General features: G+C 67.6%; 21 protein-coding genes. 14 read left to right on the forward strand and 7 right to left on the reverse strand.

What is annotated here, in order from left to right:
* The first annotated feature begins 19 nt into the window (after positions 1–19).
* The 4 genes from IPM20_09080 (at position 20) to IPM20_09095 (ending at position 3,292) form a co-directional block, all read left to right on the forward strand.
* Complete coding sequence (locus tag IPM20_09080) at positions 20–580, forward strand: DUF1566 domain-containing protein (GenBank protein ID MBK9131766.1); 561 nt, start codon at positions 20–22, stop codon at positions 578–580.
* A gap of 95 nt (positions 581–675) precedes the next feature.
* Positions 676–1,839 carry an aminotransferase class V-fold PLP-dependent enzyme gene (locus tag IPM20_09085; protein ID MBK9131767.1) on the forward strand — a complete coding sequence of 388 codons (1,164 nt, stop codon included), beginning with the start codon at positions 676–678 and terminating at the stop codon, positions 1,837–1,839.
* 113 nt (positions 1,840–1,952) lie between these two features.
* Positions 1,953–2,942 (forward strand): serine/threonine protein kinase, encoded by a 990-nt coding sequence (locus IPM20_09090; GenBank protein ID MBK9131768.1) that lies wholly within the window; start codon positions 1,953–1,955, stop codon positions 2,940–2,942.
* Between the two features lie 38 nt (positions 2,943–2,980).
* Positions 2,981–3,292: a hypothetical protein gene (locus IPM20_09095; protein MBK9131769.1), complete on the forward strand. Its 312-nt coding sequence runs from the start codon at positions 2,981–2,983 to the stop codon at positions 3,290–3,292.
* Between the two features lie 31 nt (positions 3,293–3,323).
* On the opposite strand, the gene IPM20_09100 is transcribed toward IPM20_09095, so the two are convergent.
* Positions 3,324–3,734, reverse strand: coding sequence for a GFA family protein (locus IPM20_09100; GenBank protein ID MBK9131770.1), 411 nt, complete (start codon positions 3,732–3,734; stop codon positions 3,324–3,326).
* Positions 3,735–3,952: 218 nt separating this feature from the next.
* Here IPM20_09100 and mscL point away from each other — a divergent pair, with 218 nt between their 5' ends.
* Positions 3,953–4,435 carry a large-conductance mechanosensitive channel protein MscL gene (gene mscL / locus IPM20_09105; GenBank protein MBK9131771.1) on the forward strand — a complete coding sequence of 161 codons (483 nt, stop codon included), beginning with the start codon at positions 3,953–3,955 and terminating at the stop codon, positions 4,433–4,435.
* 61 nt (positions 4,436–4,496) lie between these two features.
* Here mscL and cysQ read toward each other — a convergent pair whose 3' ends face one another.
* Together cysQ and nudE are read right to left on the reverse strand one after the other, a co-directional pair.
* Positions 4,497–5,324, reverse strand: coding sequence for a 3'(2'),5'-bisphosphate nucleotidase CysQ (cysQ, locus tag IPM20_09110; protein MBK9131772.1), 828 nt, complete (start codon positions 5,322–5,324; stop codon positions 4,497–4,499).
* Positions 5,325–5,329: 5 nt separating this feature from the next.
* On the reverse strand, positions 5,330–5,884 hold the full coding sequence (nudE, locus tag IPM20_09115) for an ADP compounds hydrolase NudE (GenBank protein ID MBK9131773.1): 555 nt from the start codon (positions 5,882–5,884) through the stop codon (positions 5,330–5,332).
* A 78-nt stretch (positions 5,885–5,962) separates the two neighbouring features.
* On the opposite strand from nudE, the gene yrfG reads away from it, so the two are divergent.
* Positions 5,963–6,634, forward strand: coding sequence for a GMP/IMP nucleotidase (gene yrfG, locus IPM20_09120; protein MBK9131774.1), 672 nt, complete (start codon positions 5,963–5,965; stop codon positions 6,632–6,634).
* A gap of 31 nt (positions 6,635–6,665) precedes the next feature.
* On the opposite strand, the gene IPM20_09125 is transcribed toward yrfG, so the two are convergent.
* On the reverse strand, positions 6,666–7,079 hold the full coding sequence (locus IPM20_09125) for a YkgJ family cysteine cluster protein (GenBank protein ID MBK9131775.1): 414 nt from the start codon (positions 7,077–7,079) through the stop codon (positions 6,666–6,668).
* 234 nt (positions 7,080–7,313) lie between these two features.
* The gene (locus IPM20_09130) at positions 7,314–8,054 is read right to left on the reverse strand and encodes a hypothetical protein (GenBank protein ID MBK9131776.1); all 741 of its coding nucleotides are present in this window, start codon (positions 8,052–8,054) and stop codon (positions 7,314–7,316) included.
* Positions 8,055–8,305: 251 nt separating this feature from the next.
* On the opposite strand from IPM20_09130, the gene prmA reads away from it, so the two are divergent.
* The 5 genes from prmA (at position 8,306) to purH (ending at position 13,048) form a co-directional block, all read left to right on the forward strand.
* Entirely contained in the window at positions 8,306–9,199 is an 894-nt protein-coding gene (gene prmA / locus IPM20_09135) for a 50S ribosomal protein L11 methyltransferase (protein MBK9131777.1), read from the forward strand.
* 96 nt (positions 9,200–9,295) lie between these two features.
* Positions 9,296–10,075: a DUF3426 domain-containing protein gene (locus tag IPM20_09140; protein MBK9131778.1), complete on the forward strand. Its 780-nt coding sequence runs from the start codon at positions 9,296–9,298 to the stop codon at positions 10,073–10,075.
* A gap of 122 nt (positions 10,076–10,197) precedes the next feature.
* Complete coding sequence (gene dusB, locus IPM20_09145; protein ID MBK9131779.1) at positions 10,198–11,184, forward strand: tRNA dihydrouridine synthase DusB; 987 nt, start codon at positions 10,198–10,200, stop codon at positions 11,182–11,184.
* A complete protein-coding gene (gene fis / locus IPM20_09150; protein ID MBK9131780.1) occupies positions 11,181–11,462 on the forward strand; it encodes a DNA-binding transcriptional regulator Fis in 282 nt (93 codons plus the stop codon). The genes dusB and fis overlap by 4 nt, the downstream gene beginning before the upstream one ends.
* Positions 11,459–13,048 (forward strand): bifunctional phosphoribosylaminoimidazolecarboxamide formyltransferase/IMP cyclohydrolase, encoded by a 1,590-nt coding sequence (gene purH, locus IPM20_09155; GenBank protein MBK9131781.1) that lies wholly within the window; start codon positions 11,459–11,461, stop codon positions 13,046–13,048. Before fis ends, purH begins: the two co-directional genes overlap by 4 nt.
* 25 nt (positions 13,049–13,073) lie before the next feature.
* Here the strand turns inward: purH and IPM20_09160 are convergent, their stop codons facing one another.
* Both IPM20_09160 and IPM20_09165 read right to left on the reverse strand, forming a co-directional pair.
* Positions 13,074–15,242 carry a chitobiase/beta-hexosaminidase C-terminal domain-containing protein gene (locus tag IPM20_09160; GenBank protein ID MBK9131782.1) on the reverse strand — a complete coding sequence of 723 codons (2,169 nt, stop codon included), beginning with the start codon at positions 15,240–15,242 and terminating at the stop codon, positions 13,074–13,076.
* Positions 15,226–19,086, reverse strand: a complete 3,861-nt coding sequence (locus IPM20_09165; GenBank protein MBK9131783.1) for a chitobiase/beta-hexosaminidase C-terminal domain-containing protein — start codon at positions 19,084–19,086, stop codon at positions 15,226–15,228. The genes IPM20_09160 and IPM20_09165 overlap by 17 nt, the downstream gene beginning before the upstream one ends.
* 252 nt (positions 19,087–19,338) lie before the next feature.
* Between IPM20_09165 and purD the strand changes: the two genes are divergently transcribed.
* From purD to IPM20_09180, 3 genes are all read left to right on the forward strand, one after another.
* The gene (gene purD / locus IPM20_09170) at positions 19,339–20,631 is read left to right on the forward strand and encodes a phosphoribosylamine--glycine ligase (GenBank protein ID MBK9131784.1); all 1,293 of its coding nucleotides are present in this window, start codon (positions 19,339–19,341) and stop codon (positions 20,629–20,631) included.
* A gap of 154 nt (positions 20,632–20,785) precedes the next feature.
* Positions 20,786–21,295, forward strand: coding sequence for a 5-(carboxyamino)imidazole ribonucleotide mutase (gene purE, locus IPM20_09175; GenBank protein ID MBK9131785.1), 510 nt, complete (start codon positions 20,786–20,788; stop codon positions 21,293–21,295).
* Between the two features lie 22 nt (positions 21,296–21,317).
* A complete protein-coding gene (locus tag IPM20_09180; GenBank protein MBK9131786.1) occupies positions 21,318–21,878 on the forward strand; it encodes a Sua5/YciO/YrdC/YwlC family protein in 561 nt (186 codons plus the stop codon).
* The last annotated feature ends 16 nt before the right edge of the window (positions 21,879–21,894 follow it).

The raw sequence follows: 21,894 nt of genomic DNA on the forward strand, positions 1-21,894 counted from the left end.
GCCGCGCTACAATCCGGTCATGCATCATCCTGTGACTCAGTCGTGGAGACCGCGGCGCCTGATCCTCGCCATGGGCGCCGTGCTCGCCGCGGCGCCGGTCTCCGGCCAGGAACTCCTGACACTGAGCCAGATTTGCGACGCCGGCCGTCCCGTCCCGGCCGGCCGCTTCGAAATCGGCGCGCCCGGAACGATCGTCGACCGCAAGACCGGGCTCCACTGGATGCGCTGCGCCCTGGGACAGCAGTGGAACAATACCGACTGCACGGGCACACCGCTCAGTTCGCCCTGGGCGGGAACCTTCGATCTCGCGACCGGGCTCAACCGCCGCGGCGGCCATGCCGGCCATGCCGACTGGCGCGTCCCGACGCTGGACGAACTGGCCTCACTGGTGGAACCGCATTGTTACGATCCCGCGCTCGACCGCGGGCCGTTCCCTTCCAGCCCGATCACCGGTTTCTGGTCCGCCACGCCGCACGCGAGCCCGAACCACGCCATGCTGGTCCATTTCAAGTACGGCGGCAGCTACATGGGCAACAAGAACCAGACCTGGGCCCTGCGCCTGGTACGCGACGGCCGCTGACTCGCGGCGCGGTTGCGTTGGGCGCGGTTCCGCATGCGAACCGGGCGCCCGGTCGGCTATCATGAGCAGCGGCAACCCCGAGGCGCGTCCGACCCATGATCCCGCTCAAATCGCTGTTCCTGCTCGATCCCGACGTCGTCTTCCTGAATCACGGCTCCTACGGCGCCACGCCGCGGCCGGTGTTCGAGGCCTGCCAGGCCTGGCGCCTGCGCCTCGAACGCGAGCCGGTGCAATTCATCAATAACGAACTGCCCGGACTGCTGCATCACGCGCGCGGCATCCTGGGAGAATACCTCAACGCCGATCCCGATGATCTCGTCTACATCCCCAACGCCACCTTCGGCATGAACGTGGTCGCGCGCGCCCTGCGACTCGCGCCAGGCGACGAGGTGCTGACCACCGACCATGAGTATGGCGCGATCGACAATGCGTGGTTACATGCCTGCCGTAAAAGCGGGGCACGCTACGTGCGCCAGCCGGTTCCGTTTCCGGCGGGCTCCGATACGGAGATCGCCGATGCGATCTGGAGCGGCGTCACGCCGCGCACCCGGGTCCTCATGCTGAGCCAGATCACCTCCTCCACCGCGCTGCGCCTGCCGGTCGAGACCGTGTGCGCCCGCGCCCGCGCGGCCGGCATCCTGACCGCGATCGACGGGGCGCACGCGCCGGGCCAGATCCCGCTCGACCTGCGCGCGCTCGACGCCGACTTCTATGTCGGCAACTGCCACAAATGGCTGTGCAGCCCGAAAGGCGCGGCCTTTCTCTACACTCGGCGCGCGCTGCAGCCCATGATCGAACCGCCGGTGATCGGCTGGGGCTATGGCGACAACCGCAAGCTGGCGCAGAACCCGGACTTCGTCGACGCGCTGCAATGGCTGGGCACCAATGACCTCGCCGCCTATCTCGCGGTCCCGGCGGCGATCGCCTTCCAGCATGAGCACGACTGGCCGCGGGTGCGCGCCCGCTGCCATGCGCTGCTGAGCGAATCCCTGCAACGCGTCTCGGCGCTGACCGGTTTTCCCCCGCTCTATCATTCGGACGGCCAGTATGTCCAGATGGCGGTCAACGCCCTGCCGCGCATCGACGACCTCGCGGCGTTCAACCGCCGATTGTTCGATCGGCACCGGGTCGAGATCCCCTGCATCGAATGGAACGGCCGCCAGTTCCTGCGCATTGCGCTGCAGGGCTACAACTCGCGCGCCGACATCGACGCGCTGCTCGCGGCGCTGGCGGCCGAACTGCCTGCTGCGCACGGCTGACGTAATCGGGGACAGATTTCAAATCTGTCCCCATCCAGGCAGCTCCGTCTCCTTACAAATCAACAGGGACGGATTTGAAATCCGTCCCCGCAGAAAGCGGTTACAATCTCCCCATGACCACCGACACCGCCACGCCCTATGCCGGCCTCACGCCGGACGCAATGCTCGACGCGATCGAGGCGGCCGGCCTGCGCGGCGACGGCCGCCTGCTGGCGCTCAACAGCTATGAAAACCGCGTCTACCAGATCGGGCTCGAGGATGCCGCGCCGGTGGTCGTGAAGTTCTACCGCCCGGCACGCTGGTCCGATGCCGCCATCGTCGAGGAACACGCCTTCGTGCGGGAACTCGCCGGTCGCGAGATCCCGGTGATCGCCCCGCTCGAGCTGAACGGCCAGACCCTTCATGCCTTCGGCGGGTTCCGCTTCGCGGTGTACCCGCGCCAGGGCGGGCACGCGCCGGAATTCGACGGTCGCGACACGCTGCAGTGGATGGGCCGCTTCATCGCGCGCATTCACGCCGTCGGCGCACTGGCGCCGTACCGTGCGCGGCCGACGCTCGACCTCGCCAGCTTCGGCACCGAGTCGCGCGACTACCTGCTCGGCGCCGGCCTGATCCCGGACGACATCCGCGCGGCCTGGTGCAGCGTGGCCGAACACGCGCTGGCCGGCGCGGCGCGCTGCTATGAACGTGCCGGACGGGTGCGCCACCTGCGGCTGCACGGAGACTGTTACGCCGGCAACGTGCTGTGGACCGATGACGGCCCGCACTTCGTCGACTTCGACGACAGCCGCATGGGCCCGGCGGTGCAGGACCTGTGGATGCTGCTCTCCGGCGACCGTGCGGCGATGGAACGCCAGCTCGGCGACGTGCTGTCCGGTTACGAGGATTTCCACGCGTTCGACCCGCGCGAACTGCATCTGGTGGAGGCGCTGCGCACGCTGCGCCTGCTGCACTACTCCGCCTGGATCGCGCGGCGCTGGCACGACCCGGCCTTTCCCGCCGCGTTTCCGTGGTTCAATACCCAGCGTTACTGGCAGGACCGCATCCTCGAACTGCGCGAGCAGATCGCGCTGATGGACGAACCGCCGCTCGCGCCGGCCTGACCCGCGGGCGCGGCCACACCGGTTATAATTCCCGCACCATGTCGATGCGACTCAGGATCACCGCCGCGTTCCTCGCCCTGGGGCTCGCGGCCTGCGCCGGCGAGCCGATCCGCTTCCATCACGACTTCAAGACCCTGGGCTCGCCCGAGTTCCTGCAGGACCGCAGCGATTGCAAGCTGTACGCCAATGCCACAGCGCCCGTCACGGGGCTGACCGAACGCGGCCCGCAGCGGGATCAGGATGAATGGCTCCGCGCCTATTATCAGTGCATGGAGGGAAAGGGCTGGTATCCCATCGACGCCGAAGGCAATCGTGTCGATTATCGCTGCAACTATTTCGATTGTTTCTGAAGCGGACTCTTCCGGGCCTGCCTCCCGACCTCTAATCCGGATCGGGACCGGCATCCTCGAAACGCGGCAGTTCGTCGCCGGTCTCGAACCAGGGAATCCGGCTCCCGCGCCAGATGTGGTACTCCGGGGCGATCGCCGCCGGGTCGTCCAGGCTGGCGAGCGTCACGTCCACGGTACGCGCCAGGGGAACACGACGAAACACGAGTTGCGTACCACACCGCGCGCAGAACTCGCGCTGTGCGTTTTCTGATGAGCGGTATATCGCCGGCACGCCCCGCGTATAGTTGAAGGACTGTGCTGGCACGGTCGCCCAGGCCAGCACGGGTGCGCCCGCGGAACGCTGGCAGATCCGGCAGTGGCAATAGCCGGCGTCGATGCCAGGCCCGTCGATCCGGTAGCGCACGGCACCGCAGAGACAGCCGCCCTCCAGCATGCCGGTCATATTATCGAAGGACATTCGCAGCCCTGTTTCCATCGGGCTTCCAAGGCCCACCGCCGGACATCAACACACGCTAAACCCTCGGCGCGAATGATGCAACGGTCACGTCGTCACCGTCCCGTTCGGCTTCCGCTCCCGTTTAATTGGCGATACACTGCGCCTGTAATTCGGGTTCGTTAACAACCCACGGCCGAAAACATAACAGCAAAGGAGCCCTCACCATGCTCAAGGAGTTCAAGGAATTTGCCGTGCGCGGCAATGTCGTCGATATGGCGGTGGGTATCATCATCGGTGGCGCCTTCGGCACCATCGTCAAGAGCCTGGTCGATGACGTGATCATGCCACCTGTCGGCCTGCTGATCGGCGGCGTGGACTTCTCCAGCCTGTTCCTGACCCTCAAGGAAGGCGCTTCGGTCGCGGGGCCGTACGCCACTCCCGCCGCCGCCAAGGCCGCAGGTGCCGTGACCATGAACGTTGGCCTGTTCATCAACTCCGTGATCAGCTTCCTGATCGTGGCCTTCGCCGTGTTCCTGCTGATTCGGGGCATCAACCGCCTGCGTCGGGAAAAGGAGGCGCCTCCGGCCGCCGCGCCGACTACCAAGGACTGCCCGCGCTGCTTCAGCGCCATCCCGATCAAGGCGACGCGCTGCCCGTTCTGCACTTCTGATATAGGCTCCGGCTCCTGGAGCGGCAGCACCGGTTAAGGCCACGGGTCGATGCGGCCCGTGCGCTCCCGGGCGGGCATCCGGGAACCCCAACCAGGGATCACTCGGCTGATGGCAGGTAACGCGACCAGTCGTAGGCGGGATTGCCCGATACGAAAAAATCCGGATTCAGCAGCGACTCCTTGGTGTTATAGCGCAGCGGCCGCATGACGGTATCGGTAACGCTGCCGCCGGCCTCTTCGACGATGCAGTGCGCGGCCGCCGTATCCCATTCCGAGGTCGGCCCCAGACGCGGGTAGACATCGGCCCGCCCCTCCGCGACCAGGCACGACTTCAGCGAACTGCCCATGCTGATGAGTTCATGACTGCCGATGTTCTCCAGGAAAGCGGTCAGCGAGCCGCCGGCATGCGAGCGGCTGCCCGCGACGATGATATGGGATGTGTCGAGCGGTCGTACGCGGATCGCAATCGGGCTGCTGCCCGGCTCGACCCGGAAGGCGCCGCCGCCGCGGCTCGCGTAATAGCACAGCCCGGTCACCGGCACCAGGATCACGCCCAGCACCGGGACATGATCCTCGATGAGCGCGATATTGACGGTGAATTCGCCATTGCGCTTGACGAACTCGCGCGTCCCGTCGAGCGGGTCGACCAGCCAGTAACGGCGCCACGTCGCGCGCTCCGCGAAAGGCAGCGCGGCCGACTCCTCGGACAGGATGGGCAACGCCGGCGCAAGCGCGGACAGGCCCTCGATGATGGCATGATGCGCGGCCAGGTCCGCTTCGGTGAGCGGGGACTTGTCCTCCTTGTGCTCGACACTGAATTCGCGATTGTAGATCTCGACGATCTTCGCGCCCGCGGTCCGCGCGATCTCCATCACCGGACCGATCAGCTTGTGCAGTTCTGCCGCCGTCATCTTGTTCGTAGTCATCGTTCTCAACCTTTTGCTTCCTCAATTAATAGTTCCCGCGCCATGAACAGGGCCGCGATGCTGCGCGCCTCGGTGCAGTCCTCGCGGCCGAGCAGCTCATTGAGCCGGCTGAGTCGCCACGGCACCACCTCGATCTCCTCCGGTTCGTCGCCCTGGATGCGCTGCTCATAGAGATCCTGTGCCAGCACCAGGTGGGTGACGTGACCGATATACCCCGGTGCGATCGTCACCGAGGAGATATGCCGCAGGTGATACGCCCCACGCCCGACCTCCTCCATCAGCTCGCGGTTGGCCGCCGCGAGCAGGTCTTCGCCGGGCTCGATACGACCCTTGGGCAGCGCGAGTTCGTAACGGTGCATGCCGGCGGCGTATTCCCGGATCAGCAGCACGGTATCCTTATCGACCATCGGGATCACGAGTACAGCCCCGTCCGATCCGCTCTGCAGACGCTCGTAGCTGACGCATACCCCGTTGGAAAACCTCAGCTCGAGCTGCTCGATGCGGAATATCCGCGTGGCGGCGACGGTCGCGCTGCTTATGATACTGGGCTTCTCGCGCATGGTAGACTGCCGATTATACCGCCCGCGGCCCGAAACCCCACGCCAAAACATCCCTGCTCAGCCATGACCGGAAAACCGATGATCGACTGGGGAAATATCCGCACCGTGCTGCTCGACATGGACGGCACGCTGCTCGACCTCTATTTCGACAATCATTTCTGGCAGGAACACCTGCCGCGGCGTTACGCCGAGAAGCACGGACTCGGCCTGGATGAGGCGAGAACACAGCTCTATGCGCGCTTCGAGTCCGTGCAGGGCACCATCGACTGGTACTGCGTGGACTACTGGAGCCGTGAACTCGACATGGACATCACGCTGCTGAAGCTCGAGGTGGCGCACCTGATCGCGATCCATCCCCATGTGACGGATTTTCTCGACGCGGTCCGGGCGAGCGGCCGGCGCGCGGCGCTGGTCACCAATGCCCATCACAAGAGCCTCGAACTGAAGATGCGGCGCACCCGTCTCGGCACCCGTCTGGATGCGATAATCAGCGCGCATACCCTCGGCATACCCAAGGAAAACCCCGTGTTCTGGCGCCATCTGCAGCGCATCGAGCCCTTCGATCCGGCGCGCACCCTGCTGATTGACGACAATCTCGCGGTGCTGTCCTCGGCGCGCGCGCACGGCATCGCCCACCTGCTCGCCGTGCGCAGCCCGGATTCACGCGCCGGGCCGAAACCCACGGGAGATTTCCCCGCCCTGCGCGGCTTCCGCGACATCCTGCCGCCGCGGGACGGGGCGGCGCGGTGAAGCCGCGGCCCGAGACCGCGCCGTCGGGGCATCAGCTCCGCTTGGTGCTGTCCCAGTTCTTGAAGCGTTTGCGGCAATATTTCAGCAGCGCGGTATAACCGTCGAAGAACAGCTCGAAACCCTCCTCGGCGGAGGAATCGAACTCGCAGTAATCATTGGAATATTCGCGGCAGACCTGCGGGCGCGTCTCGTAAATGCCGCAGCGGCCGTCCGGCTGCAATTGCAGGCATTTGTTGTTGACCAGCAGATACCAGCCGTCCTCGTCCTTGTAGACCTGGACGTTCTGGTGCGAGATCTGCCACAGCAGGTGATCGAAATCATGCTTGGAACGCGGGGTGGGTATCTGCTGGGTGAGATAGGTGCAGCACTTGGAATTGGTGCAGAAGCCGCACTTGTTCTCGGGCGTGATCTTGTGTGCCGGAACGATCGGGATAATCTTGGTCATGAGGGCCAGTCCGGGCGGCGGCCCGCAAGACCGCATCGCGGCGCCGCGCATAGTGTATGCGTTTCAAAGGCCAATAGTGTAACAGTATTCCATGGAGAAGTAGGCATGCGGTAAACGCGCGGGCAGAAAACATCGTCATGAACCGGCCACCCCTGAACAGGCGGCACGGTACCGGCGGTACGAGACAAGGTATGGAAAGGAATAGGGACGGATTTGAAATCCGTCCCTATGCGTTTAGAAACCCAGGTTAAGCCGCAGGGTGTAGCTGTTGACCGCCGCGGTGAAATCCGCCTGCGCGGTCAGATTCATGAAGGGCAGGAAACCGATGCGCATGCCGAGGTAACCGCGCGTCTCCGAGCTGTCGCGCGTAGCGAGCGAAAGCCCCGCATGCTCGGTACCCTCATACCACACTTGCCCGATGCCGCCATAGGGGGTGAACATGGCGAAGCCCTTGCTGATGCCGAGGTCGACGCCGTAGGTGGAAAGGTCCAGGTCGTCCACCCCGCTGAGGTTGCTGAAATGGCCCAGCACGGACACGGCCGGCACCGCCGTGGTGCCATCGACCAGGGACTTGCGCAGTTCGCCGCCGACGATGCTGACATTGCTGTCCGGGATGCTGGTATAACTCGCGCCGATGTCGATACCCAGCGGCAGGCCCTTGCGCAGCATCAGGCGCGGCACCGGCAACATCGACGGGGCGTCGGCATCGCTCAGCGCCTCGTTCCACACCGAGTCGTCGATCTTGGCCATCGTGAGCGAGGCGCCCAGCTCGAAACCGGTCACGCCGAGGGTCTCGGCGGGTGAAAACGGCGCGTAGGCCGTCACCATGCCGAGTTCGTCCACCAGCGTGTTGAAGCTGCTTTGCGACATGGAAGGACTGAGTGAGATGTCGTTACCGGCGGCAACGGCCGCGCCGGCGCCGGACAGCATCGCCGCGGCAAGCAGCGGCGCGGTACGGGATAGCGAATTGGGCATGGCTCCATCTCCTCCTGCGGATGCGCTCCCCAGCATAGCCGGATCCGCGCCGCGCATTGCGTGAGGCCGGTCGCGCTTTCCGCTTTTACCTTTATAATTGGCTTCGATTCGTGCCTACCTTAGCCTGAGCACGCGGGCGAAGCAAGCGACAGCGATTTTGCGCCGTACGGCACGGCATTACGATCTGACACGAACGAGAGGCCGCGCGGGTTCCGCCCGACGCCGTGCCCGGCCACGAACCGCCAACGAATATGACCGCCAGCGACTGGATCCAGATCGAACTGACCGCGACGGCCGCAAACGCGGAATCCCTCGCCGATCATCTGAGCGACGCCGGGGCGCTGGCGGTATCGTTTGAAGACGAGGCCGACGACCCGGTCTTCGAACCCGCCCCCGGCGCCACGACCTTGTGGCCCCGGACCGTGGTCGTCGGCCTGTTCGCCCCGGACACCGATGTCCCTGCCCTACTGACCGGACTGCAGCGAACGCTCGACCTGCCGGAACCGCCTCCCTGCCGCGTAAAGCGCCTGCAGGAACGCGACTGGGTGCGGGTATGGATGGAACGCTTCCGCCCGATGCGCTTCGGCGAACGCCTGTGGATCTGCCCGAGCGGACAGACGACGGCGGAAGCCGGACCGGGAGCGGTGATCGTCACCCTGGATCCTGGCCTCGCCTTTGGGACCGGCACCCATGAAACCACCGCGCTCTGCCTGGAATGGCTGGACCGGCACGTCAGGCCGGGCTGGGAGATGATCGATTACGGTTGCGGCTCCGGCATCCTCGCGGTGGCGGCGGCGAAACTCGGGGCTGGCCATGTCCAGGCCGTCGACCTCGATCCGCAGGCGCTGTACGCGACGACGGAGAACGCGCGCAAAAACCAGGTTGCCGGGATCATCGATGCGGGAGATCCCGCCGCCCTGTCCGACACCCCGGTCGACTGCCTCGTGGCGAATATCCTGGCCGGACCACTGATCACGCTGGCCCCGCGCTTCGCCGGCCTGCTGCGCACGGGGGGCCATCTCGTGCTGTCCGGCATCCTGCACGAACAGGCCGCCGAGGTCGCCGCCGCCTGCGCGGAGGACTTCCTCGTCGAAAGCCCGGCGCGACGCGGCGACTGGGTGCGCCTGGCGGCGCGCCGGCGCTGATTCCCCGATGGCTCAGCGGCGCGGACCCGACTTCGGCTTTCGCCACGCCTTACCTTATAATCCCGGTTCAGTTCGAAACCAAGCGAAAGCCTGCCGATGCTCGCAACCTGTCCCCATTGCCACAACGCGGTCGATGTCGGCGACGGCAGCGCCGTCATGCTGTGCGAATACTGTGGCCGCGAATTTCATCCCGCGGCGACGCCGGTGATCGCCGCCGCGCCCGAGCCGGCACCCGCCGAGCCCGCGCCACCCGCACCCGCTGCGCCCGCACCCTCTCCATCCACGCGCGCGCCATCCGAGCCCACGCCCCGGCCCGGGTACCGCCTGCAGATCAGCCCGGAAGAGCGGGCCGCGCTCGGCCCCCGGCACCCCGCAGGGATGATCGCGACACCTGTCGGTCATCATCCGCTGGCGACCCTGTCATGGACGCTGGGCATCCTCGTGCTGCTCGCCGCGCTCCTCGTCCAGTACGCCTACTTCATGCGCGAGGATCTCGCCCGTCATGACACCCTCCGGCCCTGGCTGGAAACGCTGTGCGGTTACGCGCGCTGCCAGATCCCGCTGCTGCGCGACCCGGCGCGGGTGCGCATCGTGGCGCGCGACATTCGCCGCCATCCGGAGGCCGCAGGCGCGCTGCGGGTGATGCTGACGCTGGAAAACCAGGCGCAAGAGTTGCAGGCATACCCTGTCATACAGCTCAGTTTCTATGATTTCCGCGACCGTCTCCTCGCCCGGCGCCGCTTCACCCCGCGGGAGTACCTGTCCCTGACCGTGGATCCCGCCCTGGGCATGCCGGCGCAACAGCCGGTACAAACGATGCTCGACATCGTGGATCCCGGCCCGGACGCGGTGAATTTCGAATTCCAGCTGCGCTAAACAATTTTTTCACGCGCGTCTTTATCCCCGCCCGGCGAGCAAGTATCATAGTCGGTCTTGTTTTCACCGGCTGCCGGGCGCGTACCGCGGTTCCGCGGTTTTCCAATAAGTATTAATTAGTTATGCAAATCGGTCCCTACAGGCTGAGCAATAAGCTGATCCTCGCGCCCATGGCCGGGGTAACCGACCGGCCCTTCCGCCAGTTGTGCAAGCGTCTGGGCGCGGGCATGGCAGTCTCCGAGATGGTGTCGTGCAACTCGCTCCTGTGGGGCAGCGCCAAGACACTCCGCCGCGCCAATCACGCCGGCGAGGCCGAGCCGCGCTCGGTGCAGATCGCCGGCGCCGATCCGCGCATGATGGCGGAGGCCGCGCGCCACAACGTCGACAACGGCGCCCAGATCATCGATATCAACATGGGTTGTCCGGCCAAGAAGGTGTGCAACGTCATGGCCGGCTCGGCGCTGCTGCGCGATGAAGAACTGGTGGGCCGCATCCTGGACGCCGTGATCGGCGCGGTGGACGTTCCGGTCACCCTCAAGATCCGTACCGGCTGGGACCGCCAGCACCGCAACGGCATCGCCGTCGCGCGCATCGCCGAGGCCGCCGGCATCCGTGCGCTGGCCGTGCACGGCCGCACCCGCGCCTGCGGCTACAGCGGCGAGGCCGAGTACGACACCATCGCCGCGATCAAGGCCGCGATCAATATACCGGTCATCGCCAACGGCGACATCCGCACCCCGGAGCAGGCGCGTCATGTGCTGGAGTACACGCGCGCCGACGCCGTCATGATCGGGCGCGCGGCACAGGGCCGGCCCTGGATCTTCCGCGCCATCGACCACTACCTGCGCACCGGCGAACACCTGCCGGAACCGCCGGTCGCGTGGATCCGCGACGTAATGCTCGATCACCTGGAACAGCTCTACGCCTTCTACGGCGAACACGTGGGCACGCGCATCGCGCGCAAACACATCGGCTGGTACAGCAAGGGCCAGGTCGGCGGCGCGGTGTTCCGCCAGAGCGTCAACCGGGAAGAGTCCGCCGCCGAGCAGCTCGCGCTCGCGCGTGAATTCTTCGACGGCCTCGCGGCCACCGCCGGACTCGCCGCATGAGCGCGGCACCCCAGCGGGTGGGCCTCGGCGGCAGCGACGAGCGGCGCAAACAGCCGCTCGCCAGCGCGGTGGATACCGCCTTGACGCGTTACCTGAAGGATCTCGACGGGCATCTGCCGACGGACCTGTACGAGATGGTGCTGTGCGAGGTGGAGCAGCCGCTGTTGCGCACCGTCATGCAGTTCACGCGCGGCAACCAGAGCCTCGCCGCGCAGATCCTCGGCATCAATCGCAGCACGCTGCGCAAGAAACTCGCAAAATACGGGCTCGGCCGATGAACGCAGGATTGCACACCGTCAGGCGCGCCCTGATCAGCGTCTCGGACAAGGATGGCCTGGTGGAATTCGCGCGCGGCCTGTGCGAATTCGGCGTCGAGATCCTCTCCACCGGCGGCACCGCCCGCCTGCTGGCGGACAACGGCATCCCGGTGACCGAGGTCTCGCAGTACACCGGCTTCCCGGAGATGATGGACGGGAGGATCAAGACCCTGCACCCGAAGGTCCATGGCGGCCTGCTCGGCCGGCGCGGCGTGGACGACGCTGTGATGGCACGGCACGGCATCGCACCGATCGACCTGCTGGTGCTGAACCTGTACCCGTTCGAGCGCGTGGCGAGCCGGCCCGACGCGAAGTTCGACGACATCATCGAGAACATCGATATCGGCGGCCCGGCGATGCTGCGCGCGGCGGCCAAGAACTTCGCCTATGTCGCGGTCGCCACCGACCCGGCGCAATACGCCGGCGTGCTCGCCGAACTCGCCGCCAACGACGGCCGGCTGTCGGCGCGGACCCGCTATTCCCTGGCCGTCGCCGCGTTCAACCGCGTCGCCCAGTACGACGCGCGCATCAGCGACGTGCTGTCGTCGATCGACGCGCCGGGCGATGCAGGCGCACAGCGCCGCGCGCGGTTCCCGGCCCAGGCCAACGGCAACTTCGTCAAGGTCATGGATCTGCGTTACGGCGAGAACCCGCACCAGCAGGCCGCGTTCTACCGCGACCTGTACCCGGCGCCGGGCTCGCTGGCGACATTCGCCCAGTTGCAGGGCAAGGAGCTGAGCTACAACAACATCGCCGACGCGGACGCGGCGTGGGAGTGCGTGCGCCAGTTCGACGCGCCGGCCTGCGTTATCGTCAAACATGCCAACCCCTGTGGCGTCGCCGTCGGCACGGCGCCGGGCGACGCCTACGAACTGGCCTACGCCACCGACCCGACCAGCGCCTTCGGCGGCATCATCGCGTTCAACACGAAGCTGGACGCGGCGACCGCGCAGACTATCCTCGACCGCCAGTTCGTCGAGGTGCTGATCGCGCCGGAGTATGAGGATGGCGCGCTAGCCTACGCGAAGAAGAAGGCCAACGTGCGCGTACTGCGCATCCCGGCGGCACCAATATCGAAAGGTTTCATCGACACCAAGCGCGTCGGCTCCGGCCTGCTGATGCAGACCGCCGACGACCGCGTGGTGACCCGCGACGAGTTGAAGGTGGTGACGAAGCTGGCGCCGACCGAGGCGCAGCTCGCCGACCTGCTGTTCGCGTGGAAGGTGGCGAAGTTCGTCAAGTCGAACGCGATCGTCTACGCGAAGGACCGGCGTACGATCGGCGTCGGCGCCGGCCAGATGAGCCGCGTCTACTCAGCGCGCATCGCCGGGATCAAGGCGCACGACGCCGGGCTGGCGGTGGCAGGCTCGGTGATGGCGTCGGACGCCTTCTTCCCGTTCCGCGACGGCATCGACGCCGCAGCGGAGGCCGGGATCAAGGCGGTGATCCAGCCCGGCGGTTCCATGCGCGACGCGGAAGTCATTGCCGCCGCCGACGAGCACGACATCGCCATGGTGTTCACCGGCGTGCGGCACTTCCGGCACTAAATACTGCCCGATGAAGGGGACAGATTTAAAATCTGTCCCCTTGCTTCAACAATCCGTCCCCGCTGATCCGCCTCCACCAAGCCAGCGCCAGCAACAACAGCATGGCCGCGTCCATACCGCCCACGCTGTTGCGGTCCGTGCCCGTATCCGAAGTGAAGGAATAGATGCCGACGATCCCGCTGGTCTGGTTGCCGGCAACGTCGAGCGCGAGTACCCGCAGGACCGAGCCGGTGGAGATCGGGATAGGGTCTGTGTAACGTGTGGTCCGCGGGATGACATTGCCGTCCTCGTCCGTGATGTTGCCGTCGGATGGCGTGCTGTTGTCGAGGGTGTAATACATGTCCACGCAGCCCGAACCGGTGCCGTCGTTGCAGCTCAGCGTCACGGCGATGGGCCCGGCGTAATTACCCGCCGCATGCGAGACGCCGACGGCCGGACCCGAGAGGTCGACCTGATACAGCACGGTCTGCGTCGCCTCTTGGTTGCCGGCGTCGTCCCGCGAGAAATATTTCAGCGTGACCGTGCCGGCGAGATGCAGCAGCGGGTCCACCTCGTCCGGATCGATGTCCGCCGGCGGAAACAGTCCGGCGAGAGAGATCGCTTCGGTGTAGGCCGTGGATGCCGTGGTCGGCTCGGTACCGTCGAGGGTGTAATAGGTAGTGCACCCGAGCGCGATATTGTCGTCGGCGCAGCTCAGCTCGACCTCCCCGATGTCGGCGCTGCCGTAGAGCGCGCCGGGCAGGGAATTGACGGTGACCGGGGAGCTGGTGTCGATCGCATAGACCGTGGTGTTCTCCACCTCGCGGTTTCCGTCCGCGTCAACGGAGAAATATCTGAGCGTGGTGTCACCGGTGATCGCGACATCCACCGGCGCGGTATAGCTGACCGGCGTCACCGGGTCGCTGCCGTCGGTGGTGTAGTAGATCTCGGCGCAGCCCGCGCCCGCGCGGTCGACGCAGGTGAGCGTGACCTGGGACAGGGAGGTATAGCCACCGCCCTCCGTGTCGACCGTCGTGAGCGGCGCTGCGATGCCGAAGGCGGCGAGTCCGACAAGATCCGTCGCGCCGATGCGGGTGAAGTCGCCGCCCGCGTACAAGGCGGATCCGTCCACGGAGGCGATCAGAAAATCCACCGAGGTGATCGCGCTGTCGAACCCCGGATCCCAGGCAATGGTGTCCGCGCTATCGATATCGGCACGGAAGCCGGCGATGCGGTTGCGGGGAGTCACGCCATTGACGGCGGCGAACGCGCCGCCGGCATAGAGGCGCGCACCGTCACTGGACAGCGAGAGCGCGTGCACCGGGCCGTCGACATCCGGATTCCAGGCCAGGGCCATATCGCTGTCGATGCCGGTATCGAGCGCGGCGAGATTGTTGCGCGCCGCGCCGCCGATCTGGCCGAAATCCCCGCCCGCGTACAGCGTGGCCCCCGCGAGGGCGAGGGCGTGAACCGTTCCGTCCACCGGAGCGGGATTCCAGCCCGCCGCCTTGGCATTCACGGTCTGCAGGGCGGCAAGTCCCGGGCGCGGCTGCGCGCCGATAACGGTGAAATCGCCGCCGGCATAGAGTGTGGCGCCATCGCTCGACAGGGCCAGCGCGCGCACGCTGCCGTCGGCGCCGGGATCCCACGGCAGCACCGCGCCGGTGGTGGTGTTCACGCTCGCGATGTGATTGCGCGCAACGCCGCCGACCGTGGTGAAATCCCCGCCGATGTACAGCGTACGGCCGTCGGGCGCGAGCGCCAGCGCGCGGATGCTGCCGTTCACGTCGCCTTCGCCGTTCGCATTCCAGGTCGGGATCACGGCGCCGCTCGCGATGCTCAGGGCCGCGAGACGTCCGCGCGCCACCGCGCCGATCAGGGTGAAGTCGCCGCCGATATACAGGCTGGCGCCGTTGGTGGAAACCGCCAGCGCGCGCACCGTCGCATCCATCTGCGGCGCCCAGGTCGCGACCGGCTGGTTCTGCGCGAGGGTGATCTTCGCGAGACGCGGGAACGAAGAACCGTTGACGGTGGTGAATGCACCGCCGAGATAGAAGAAGCCGTTGCTGATCGCCCCGGCCAGGACCGTATCGTTCACCTGCACGAAGTCGGTGTCGGGGATGTCCGAGGCACGACCGGCCTGCGACGCGCACAAGACCGCCGCCAGCAGCGCGGCCGCACGGCGCCACCCCCCGGGCTCAGCGCGCGGCGCCATGCGTTCTCCCGCGCGCGGCTTGCAGCAGCAGCCCGGTCATCAGCGCCAGCAGCGCGTACGCGTCGAACGCGCCAACCTTGCCGCGGTTGATGGCATACTCCTCGCGCTTGATGCCCTCGGCGTTGCCGGCAACGTCGACGGAAAAAAACTTCAGCACCACCGTGTCGCTGATCGTGATGGGGCTTGTGTAAAGCGTGGACGTGACGGTTGGCTGGCTGCCATCGAGCGTGTAATACGTCGCGGCGCAGCCGGTGCCGGCGCCGTCGTCGCAGCTCAGGGTGACCTCGAGAGTGCTGGAATCGAACACCCCCGTGGTCGGGCTGGCCCGCGTCAGCGGAGGTGCGAGTTCCACGCTATAGGTCTCGGTCTGCACCACGCCGGCATTTCCGGCGTTGTCGACTGCGAAGAATTTGAGTACCAGATCGGCGTTCAGGGGAATCCGGTCGGCATAGACCGTCGACGCGGTGGTCGGTTCCGAGCCGTCCAGCGTGTAATAGATCGTCGCGCAGCCGGAGCCATCGCCGTCGTCGCAGACCAGTGTGATGGGCACCGCCGTCACGCTGTTGTACAAGCCGCTGGCGGGCGTCGCCGTGGTCACCGGCACGGCCTGCTCCGGCGGCAGGGCCGCGAGCGCAGCCAGCCCCCGGCGCGCGCCGCCGTCGATGGTGGCGAAGGTCCCGCCCGCGTACAGGGTAAATTCGTCCCCGGCCGTATCATTGACCATGCTGAGCGTACTCACCGCCGCATCGGCGGTGACGATCCAACCGGCGTCCGCCGCCGCATCCGCGATGGCGAGCGCGGCGAGCCGGCCGCGCGCCACGCCGGCGGCCGTGGTGAAATCGCCGCCCACGTAGAGCAAGGTGCGATCGAACGAGAGCGCCATGGCGCTCACGGCGCCGTCGAGTTGCGGGTTCCACACCCGCGGCGCATCGGTCGCCGGATCCAGTGCCACCACCCCGACCTGGGAGGCGCCCCCGACCGAGGTAAAATCCCCCCCCGCGTACAACACACCGCTGTCCGCGATATAGGTCAGGGCGCGCACCGCGCCGTCGTCGATCTGCGGTGACCAGTCGAGGATCTCCGGCACGCTCATGTCGAATGCGGCGACGCGCTCGCGTGCCTCGCCGTCGATCTCCGTGAAGTCGCCCGCGACATACAAGGTGAAACCCTCGGCCGTCAGCGCGTAGACACCCGCGCCGTCGGCGGGCGACGGGTTCCAGGAGGTCGCGATGCCGTTGCCGAGGGATACCTCACCCAGCCAATTGCGCGCGAGGCCGCCCACGGTGGCAAACGTCCCGCCGACGTATAGGGTGCCGCCACCGCCCGAAGGCGCGAGTGCGTACACCGTGCCGTCGGCGCCCGGATTCCATGCCGTGGCGGCGCCGGTGGCGCTGCTCAATGCCGCCAGACGATTGCGCGACTGACCCGCGATCGCGCTGAACTCGCCGCCCGCGTAGAGCGCGCCGCCGGCGCCCAGCAACAGCGCGCGCACCGCGTCATTCGCGTCCGGATCCCAGTCGGTGGCCGCGCCGGTGGCGAGATCGAGCGCGGCGAGATTGCGTCGCGTCACGCCATTGACCGAAGAGAATGCGCCGCCCGCGTACAGCGTGCCGCCGTTGAGGGCGAGCGCCTCGACCATCCCGCCCGCGCCCGGGTCCCAGACGGGATCCGTGATCGCGCCGGTAACGGCAGTATCGAGCGCGGCCAGGCGGTTGCGCCCGAGCCCGCCCATCGCGGTGAACTCGCCGCCCGCGTACAGCCTTGTGCCGTTCAGCTGCAGGACACGCACCGCGCCGTTCGCGGACGGGTTCCACGCCGTCGCCGTCCCGCCCGCCGCGTCGAGCGCCGCGATGCGGTCGCGCGCCGCGCCGCCGATCTGCGTGAACTCGCCGCCCGCGTACACCGTCGCGCCGGCGAGCGCCAGCGCGCGCACCGCGCCATCGGCGGACGGGTTCCATGCCGTCGCCGTCCCGCCCGCCGCGTCGAGCGCCGCGATGCGGTCGCGCGCCGCGCCGCCGATCTGCGTGAACTCGCCGCCCGCGTACACCGTCGCGCCGGCGAGCGCCAGCGCGCGCACCGCGCCATCGGCGGACGGGTTCCATGCCGTCGCCGTCCCGCCCGCCGCGTCGAGCGCCGCGATGCGGTCACGCGCCGCGCCGCCGATCTGCGTGAACTCGCCGCCCGCGTACACGACGGCGCCATCGACCAGCAGCGTTGACACCGCAGCATCGGCGGCCGGATTCCAGGCGCTTACCGTCCCGCCCGCCGCGTCGAGCGCGGCGATGCGGTTGCGTCCGGCGGCGCCGACCTGCGTGAACTCGCCACCGACATACAACACACCACCGGCCAGTGCGAGCGCGCGCACCGCGCCGTCTGTCTCCGGCGCCCATGCGGTCACCGCCCCGGACGCGTCGATCCGCGCGAGGTTGGCCCGCGCCTGATCACCGACCCGGCTGAACTCGCCGCCGATGAACCAGCCGCCGCCATCGGCCACCACCGCGTGCACGGGTCCGTTGACGCGCGGGAAATCCGTGTCTGCGACTCCGGCGCCGCCGGCATCCAGCGCGATCCCGGCGCCGGTCGCCGGCCCCACGTAATCGAAGGCCCCGCCCAGATACAGGATTACATTGCGCCGGATCTCGCCGTTCAGGACATCGAATTCGCCGCCCGCGTACAATCGTTCACCGCTCAGCGCCAGGGCACGCACGCCTGCAGCGCCCGCGTCACCGGCTCCCGAGTCCCAGGCGGGATCGACGATGCCGCTGGTCACGGCGGTATCAAGTTTGGCGATGCGGTTGCGGGCAAGGCCACCGATAGTGCCGAAGTCGCCACCGGCATAGAGGCTGGTCCCGCTCAGCGCCAGGGCCCGCACGGCGGAATCCGCGCCAGGATTCCAGGCCGTCACCGCGCCGGTGGTGGCGTTGACCCCCGCGATGCGTTGGCGCGCTGCGCCGCCAACCTGGGTGAAATCGCCGCCGACGTACAGCAGGCCGGCGCCGGCCGCCAGGGCGCGTACCGGAGCGTCGGCATCCGGATTCCAGTCACTGACCAGGGTACCGGGGAGGTTGAACGAGGCCAGCCGGTGGCGGACGGCGCCGCCGATCTGTGTGAAATCTCCGCCGACGTAGAGCGCGCCGGCGCCCAGTAACAGCGCGCGCACGGGGGCGTCGGCGGCCGGATTCCACGCGTTCGCGACGGCAGTGGACACATCAAGCGCCGCCAGGCGACCGCGACCGGCAGCGGCGATGACAGTGAATTCGCCGCCGACATACAGGGTGCTGCCATCGATCAGCAAGGCCTGCACCGGGGCATCCGGATCCGGCGCCCACGTCGAGTCCACCGCCCCGGTGGCGGCATTGACCGCGGCGAGGCGCGAACGCGGCGTGCCGGCGATGGCCGTGAACTCCCCCCCCACGAACAGGGCGTCCCCTCTCAGGGCGAGCGCGCGCACCGCGCCGTTGGTGGCCGGCGCCCATCCCGTCACATTCCCGAGCGCGTCGATGTGCGCGAGATTGTCCCGCGGCAACCCACCCACCGCACTGAACTCCCCGCCAAGGTAACAACCGCCCGCGCCATCCGAGATCACGACGTGCACCGGACCGTTCACGCGCGGCAGACCGTCGGTGGCGACACCCGCCCCGGCCGTGGCACCGAAAAACCACGTGTTCAGATTGCCGCTCGCCACGCTGGTGTACACCGGTCCATTGGCGACCCAAACCTCGTCGCGCAGATCGACGGCGGCGCCCGTGGTGGCCAGCAGCACACCGATCAGTGCAGCGAAGACCTGCACCGCCTTACCGGTGAAGGGACGCGGGGTGACGGGTTTCCTGAACGATTTCGGCATGCGACATCATTGCCGTGAGGTGGATGCGGGAATGGAAAATACAGTCCCATCATACGCCGATTTCATAGCTGGCTCAACGAATTAAGGGGCGACCAGGACGCGCTTGATGTGCGGCGGGGGCAGATTGGACATCTGTCCCTGCCCGATGGGGACGGATCGCTAAATCCGTCCCCGGGATGACCCGTCCGCGCCGGATACGGTATCCTGTACGCCCTGAAATCATTACAAACGACCAGCAGGCCGAGACACCCGATGAACATCCTGATCGTAGGCGGCGGCGGCCGGGAACACGCCCTGGCCTGGAAGGCCGCCCAGTCGCCGCTCGCGGACACCGTCTACGTCGCGCCCGGCAACGCGGGCACCGCGCTCGAACCCGACATCGAAAACGTCGCCATCGAGGCCACCGACATCCCGCGCCTGGTGGAATTCGCGCGCGCGAACGAAGTCGGCCTGACCATCGTCGGCCCGGAACAGCCGCTGGTCGCCGGCATCGTCGATGCCTTCCGCGCCGCCGGCCTGCGCTGTTTCGGGCCGAGCAAGGCGGCGGCGCAGCTGGAGGGCTCCAAGGCCTTCAGCAAGGATTTTCTCGCCCGCCACCATATCCCGACCGCGGCCTACGGCGTGTTCACCGACATCAACGCGGCGACGGACTACGTCCGCCGCGTCGGCGCGCCGATCGTGATCAAGGCGGACGGGCTGGCCGCCGGCAAGGGCGTGATCATCGCCGCCACCGTGCCGGAGGCGATCGCGGCGGTCACCGACATGCTGCAGGGCAATGCCTTCGGCGATGCGGGTCACCGCGTGGTCATCGAGGAATTCCTGCGCGGCGAGGAGGCGAGTTTCATCGTCATGTGCGACGGCAAACATGTGCTGCCGATGGCCACTTCACAGGACCACAAGGCGCGCGACAACGGCGACACCGGGCCCAACACCGGCGGCATGGGCGCCTACTCGCCGGCGCCGGTGGTGACCCCCGCGATCCATGACCGCGTCATGAACGAAGTGATCCTGCCCACCGTGCGCGGCATGGCGCAGGACGGCATCGTGTACACCGGATTTCTCTACGCGGGCCTGATGATCGATCCCGCGGGCACGCCAAAGGTGCTCGAATTCAACTGCCGCTTCGGCGATCCCGAGACACAGCCGATCATGCTGCGACTGAGATCCGACCTGGTCGCGCTGTGCCTGGCCGCGGTGGAGGGCCGGCTCGATTCCGAACCCGCCGAGTGGGACGACCGTCCGGCGCTCGGCGTGGTGCTCGCGGCCGGCGGTTATCCCGACGCATATGCGAAGGGCGACGCGATCCGCGGGCTGCCGACGCGGGATTCCGCCGACGCCAAGGTATTCCACGCCGGCACGCGCCGGCAGGGCGACGACATCGTCACCAACGGCGGCCGCGTGCTGTGCGCCTGCGCGCTGGGCGAGACCGTCGCGGCGGCACAGGCCCGCGCCTACGAGCTCGCGCGCGGGATCGACTGGCGCGGCGTCTATTACCGCACCGACATCGGCCACCGCGCCATCGCGCGGGAGGCTGGCGGGCGCTGAGACTCGAACAGACGCGTCCCGCACGGGCGGTGACCGGGGATTTCAGGAGATGCGCCGCCTGCGCGCAAACAGGCCTTGATTGCGCGCGAGTTTCGGCGCGAAAAGGATCCGGCCCCGATACCAGTTCCGAAAACCATTCAACGAGGACCATTCCATGAGCAAGACCTTCGTCGCCATTCTGATGGGTTCCGACAGCGACCTGCCCGTCATGCAGAATACGCTGGACACCCTCAGGAAGCTGCAGATCCCGTTCGAGGTGCGCGTCACCTCGGCCCACCGCACGCCGAAGGAGACGCATGACTACGTCAGCGAGGCCGACCAACGCGGCTGCGCGGTGTTTATCTGTGCCGCCGGCCTGGCCGCGCACCTCGCCGGCGCCGTATCGGCGATCACGGTCAAGCCGGTGGTCGGCGTGCCGCTGGACGCCGGCCCGCTGAAGGGCATGGACTCCCTGCTCTCCACCGTGCAGATGCCGGGCGGCATCCCGGTCGCCTGCGTGGCCATCGGCTCGGCCGGCGCGCGGAACGCCGCCTATCTCGCCGCGCAGATGATCGCCCTGTCCGATACCGCGCTCGCCGCGCGCCTGCGGCAGGAGCGCGCCGACAACGCCAGGTCGATACTCGCGAAGAACGCGGCCCTGCAGGAACAGCTGCAGGCGAAATAATCCCGCGGAACCGGACACGCCGATGAGCGGAGACTGGCAACTGCGCGCGGCCGTGCGCTGCATTCGCGGCGGCGGCATCGTCGCCTATCCCACCGAGGCGGTGTATGGCCTCGGCTGCGATCCGCTCGCCGGCGAGACGGTATTCCGCCTGCTCGACATCAAGCAGCGGCCGCTCGCGCAGGGCCTGATCCTGATCGGGGCGGACTTCTCCCAGCTCGCGCCCTACGTCGGCCCCGTGCCCGCGTCCGTCATGCAACGCGTCCGCGCCACCTGGCCCGGCCCCGTCACCTGGCTGCTGCCGGTGTCACCGGGCGTGCCGTACTGGCTGCGCGGCGCGCATCCGACCATCGCCGTGCGCGTGACCGCGCACCCGATCGCCGCCGCGTTGTGCCGTGCCGTCGGCCATGCCCTGGTCTCCACCAGCGCCAATCGCCATCGCCGGCCGGCGGCGCGTACGGCCCTGCAGGTCGAACGCCGCCTCGGCGCCGAACTCGACTATGTCCTGAACGGAAAGGTCGGCGCGCGGAAACGGCCGAGCGAGATCCGGGATGCGCTCACTGGACACGTCGTCCGGCCAGGTTAAGATCTAGCCGGGGGAC

The organism is Gammaproteobacteria bacterium (genome assembly GCA_016716465.1).
Taxonomy (GTDB): Bacteria; Pseudomonadota; Gammaproteobacteria; order SZUA-140; family SZUA-140; genus JADJWH01.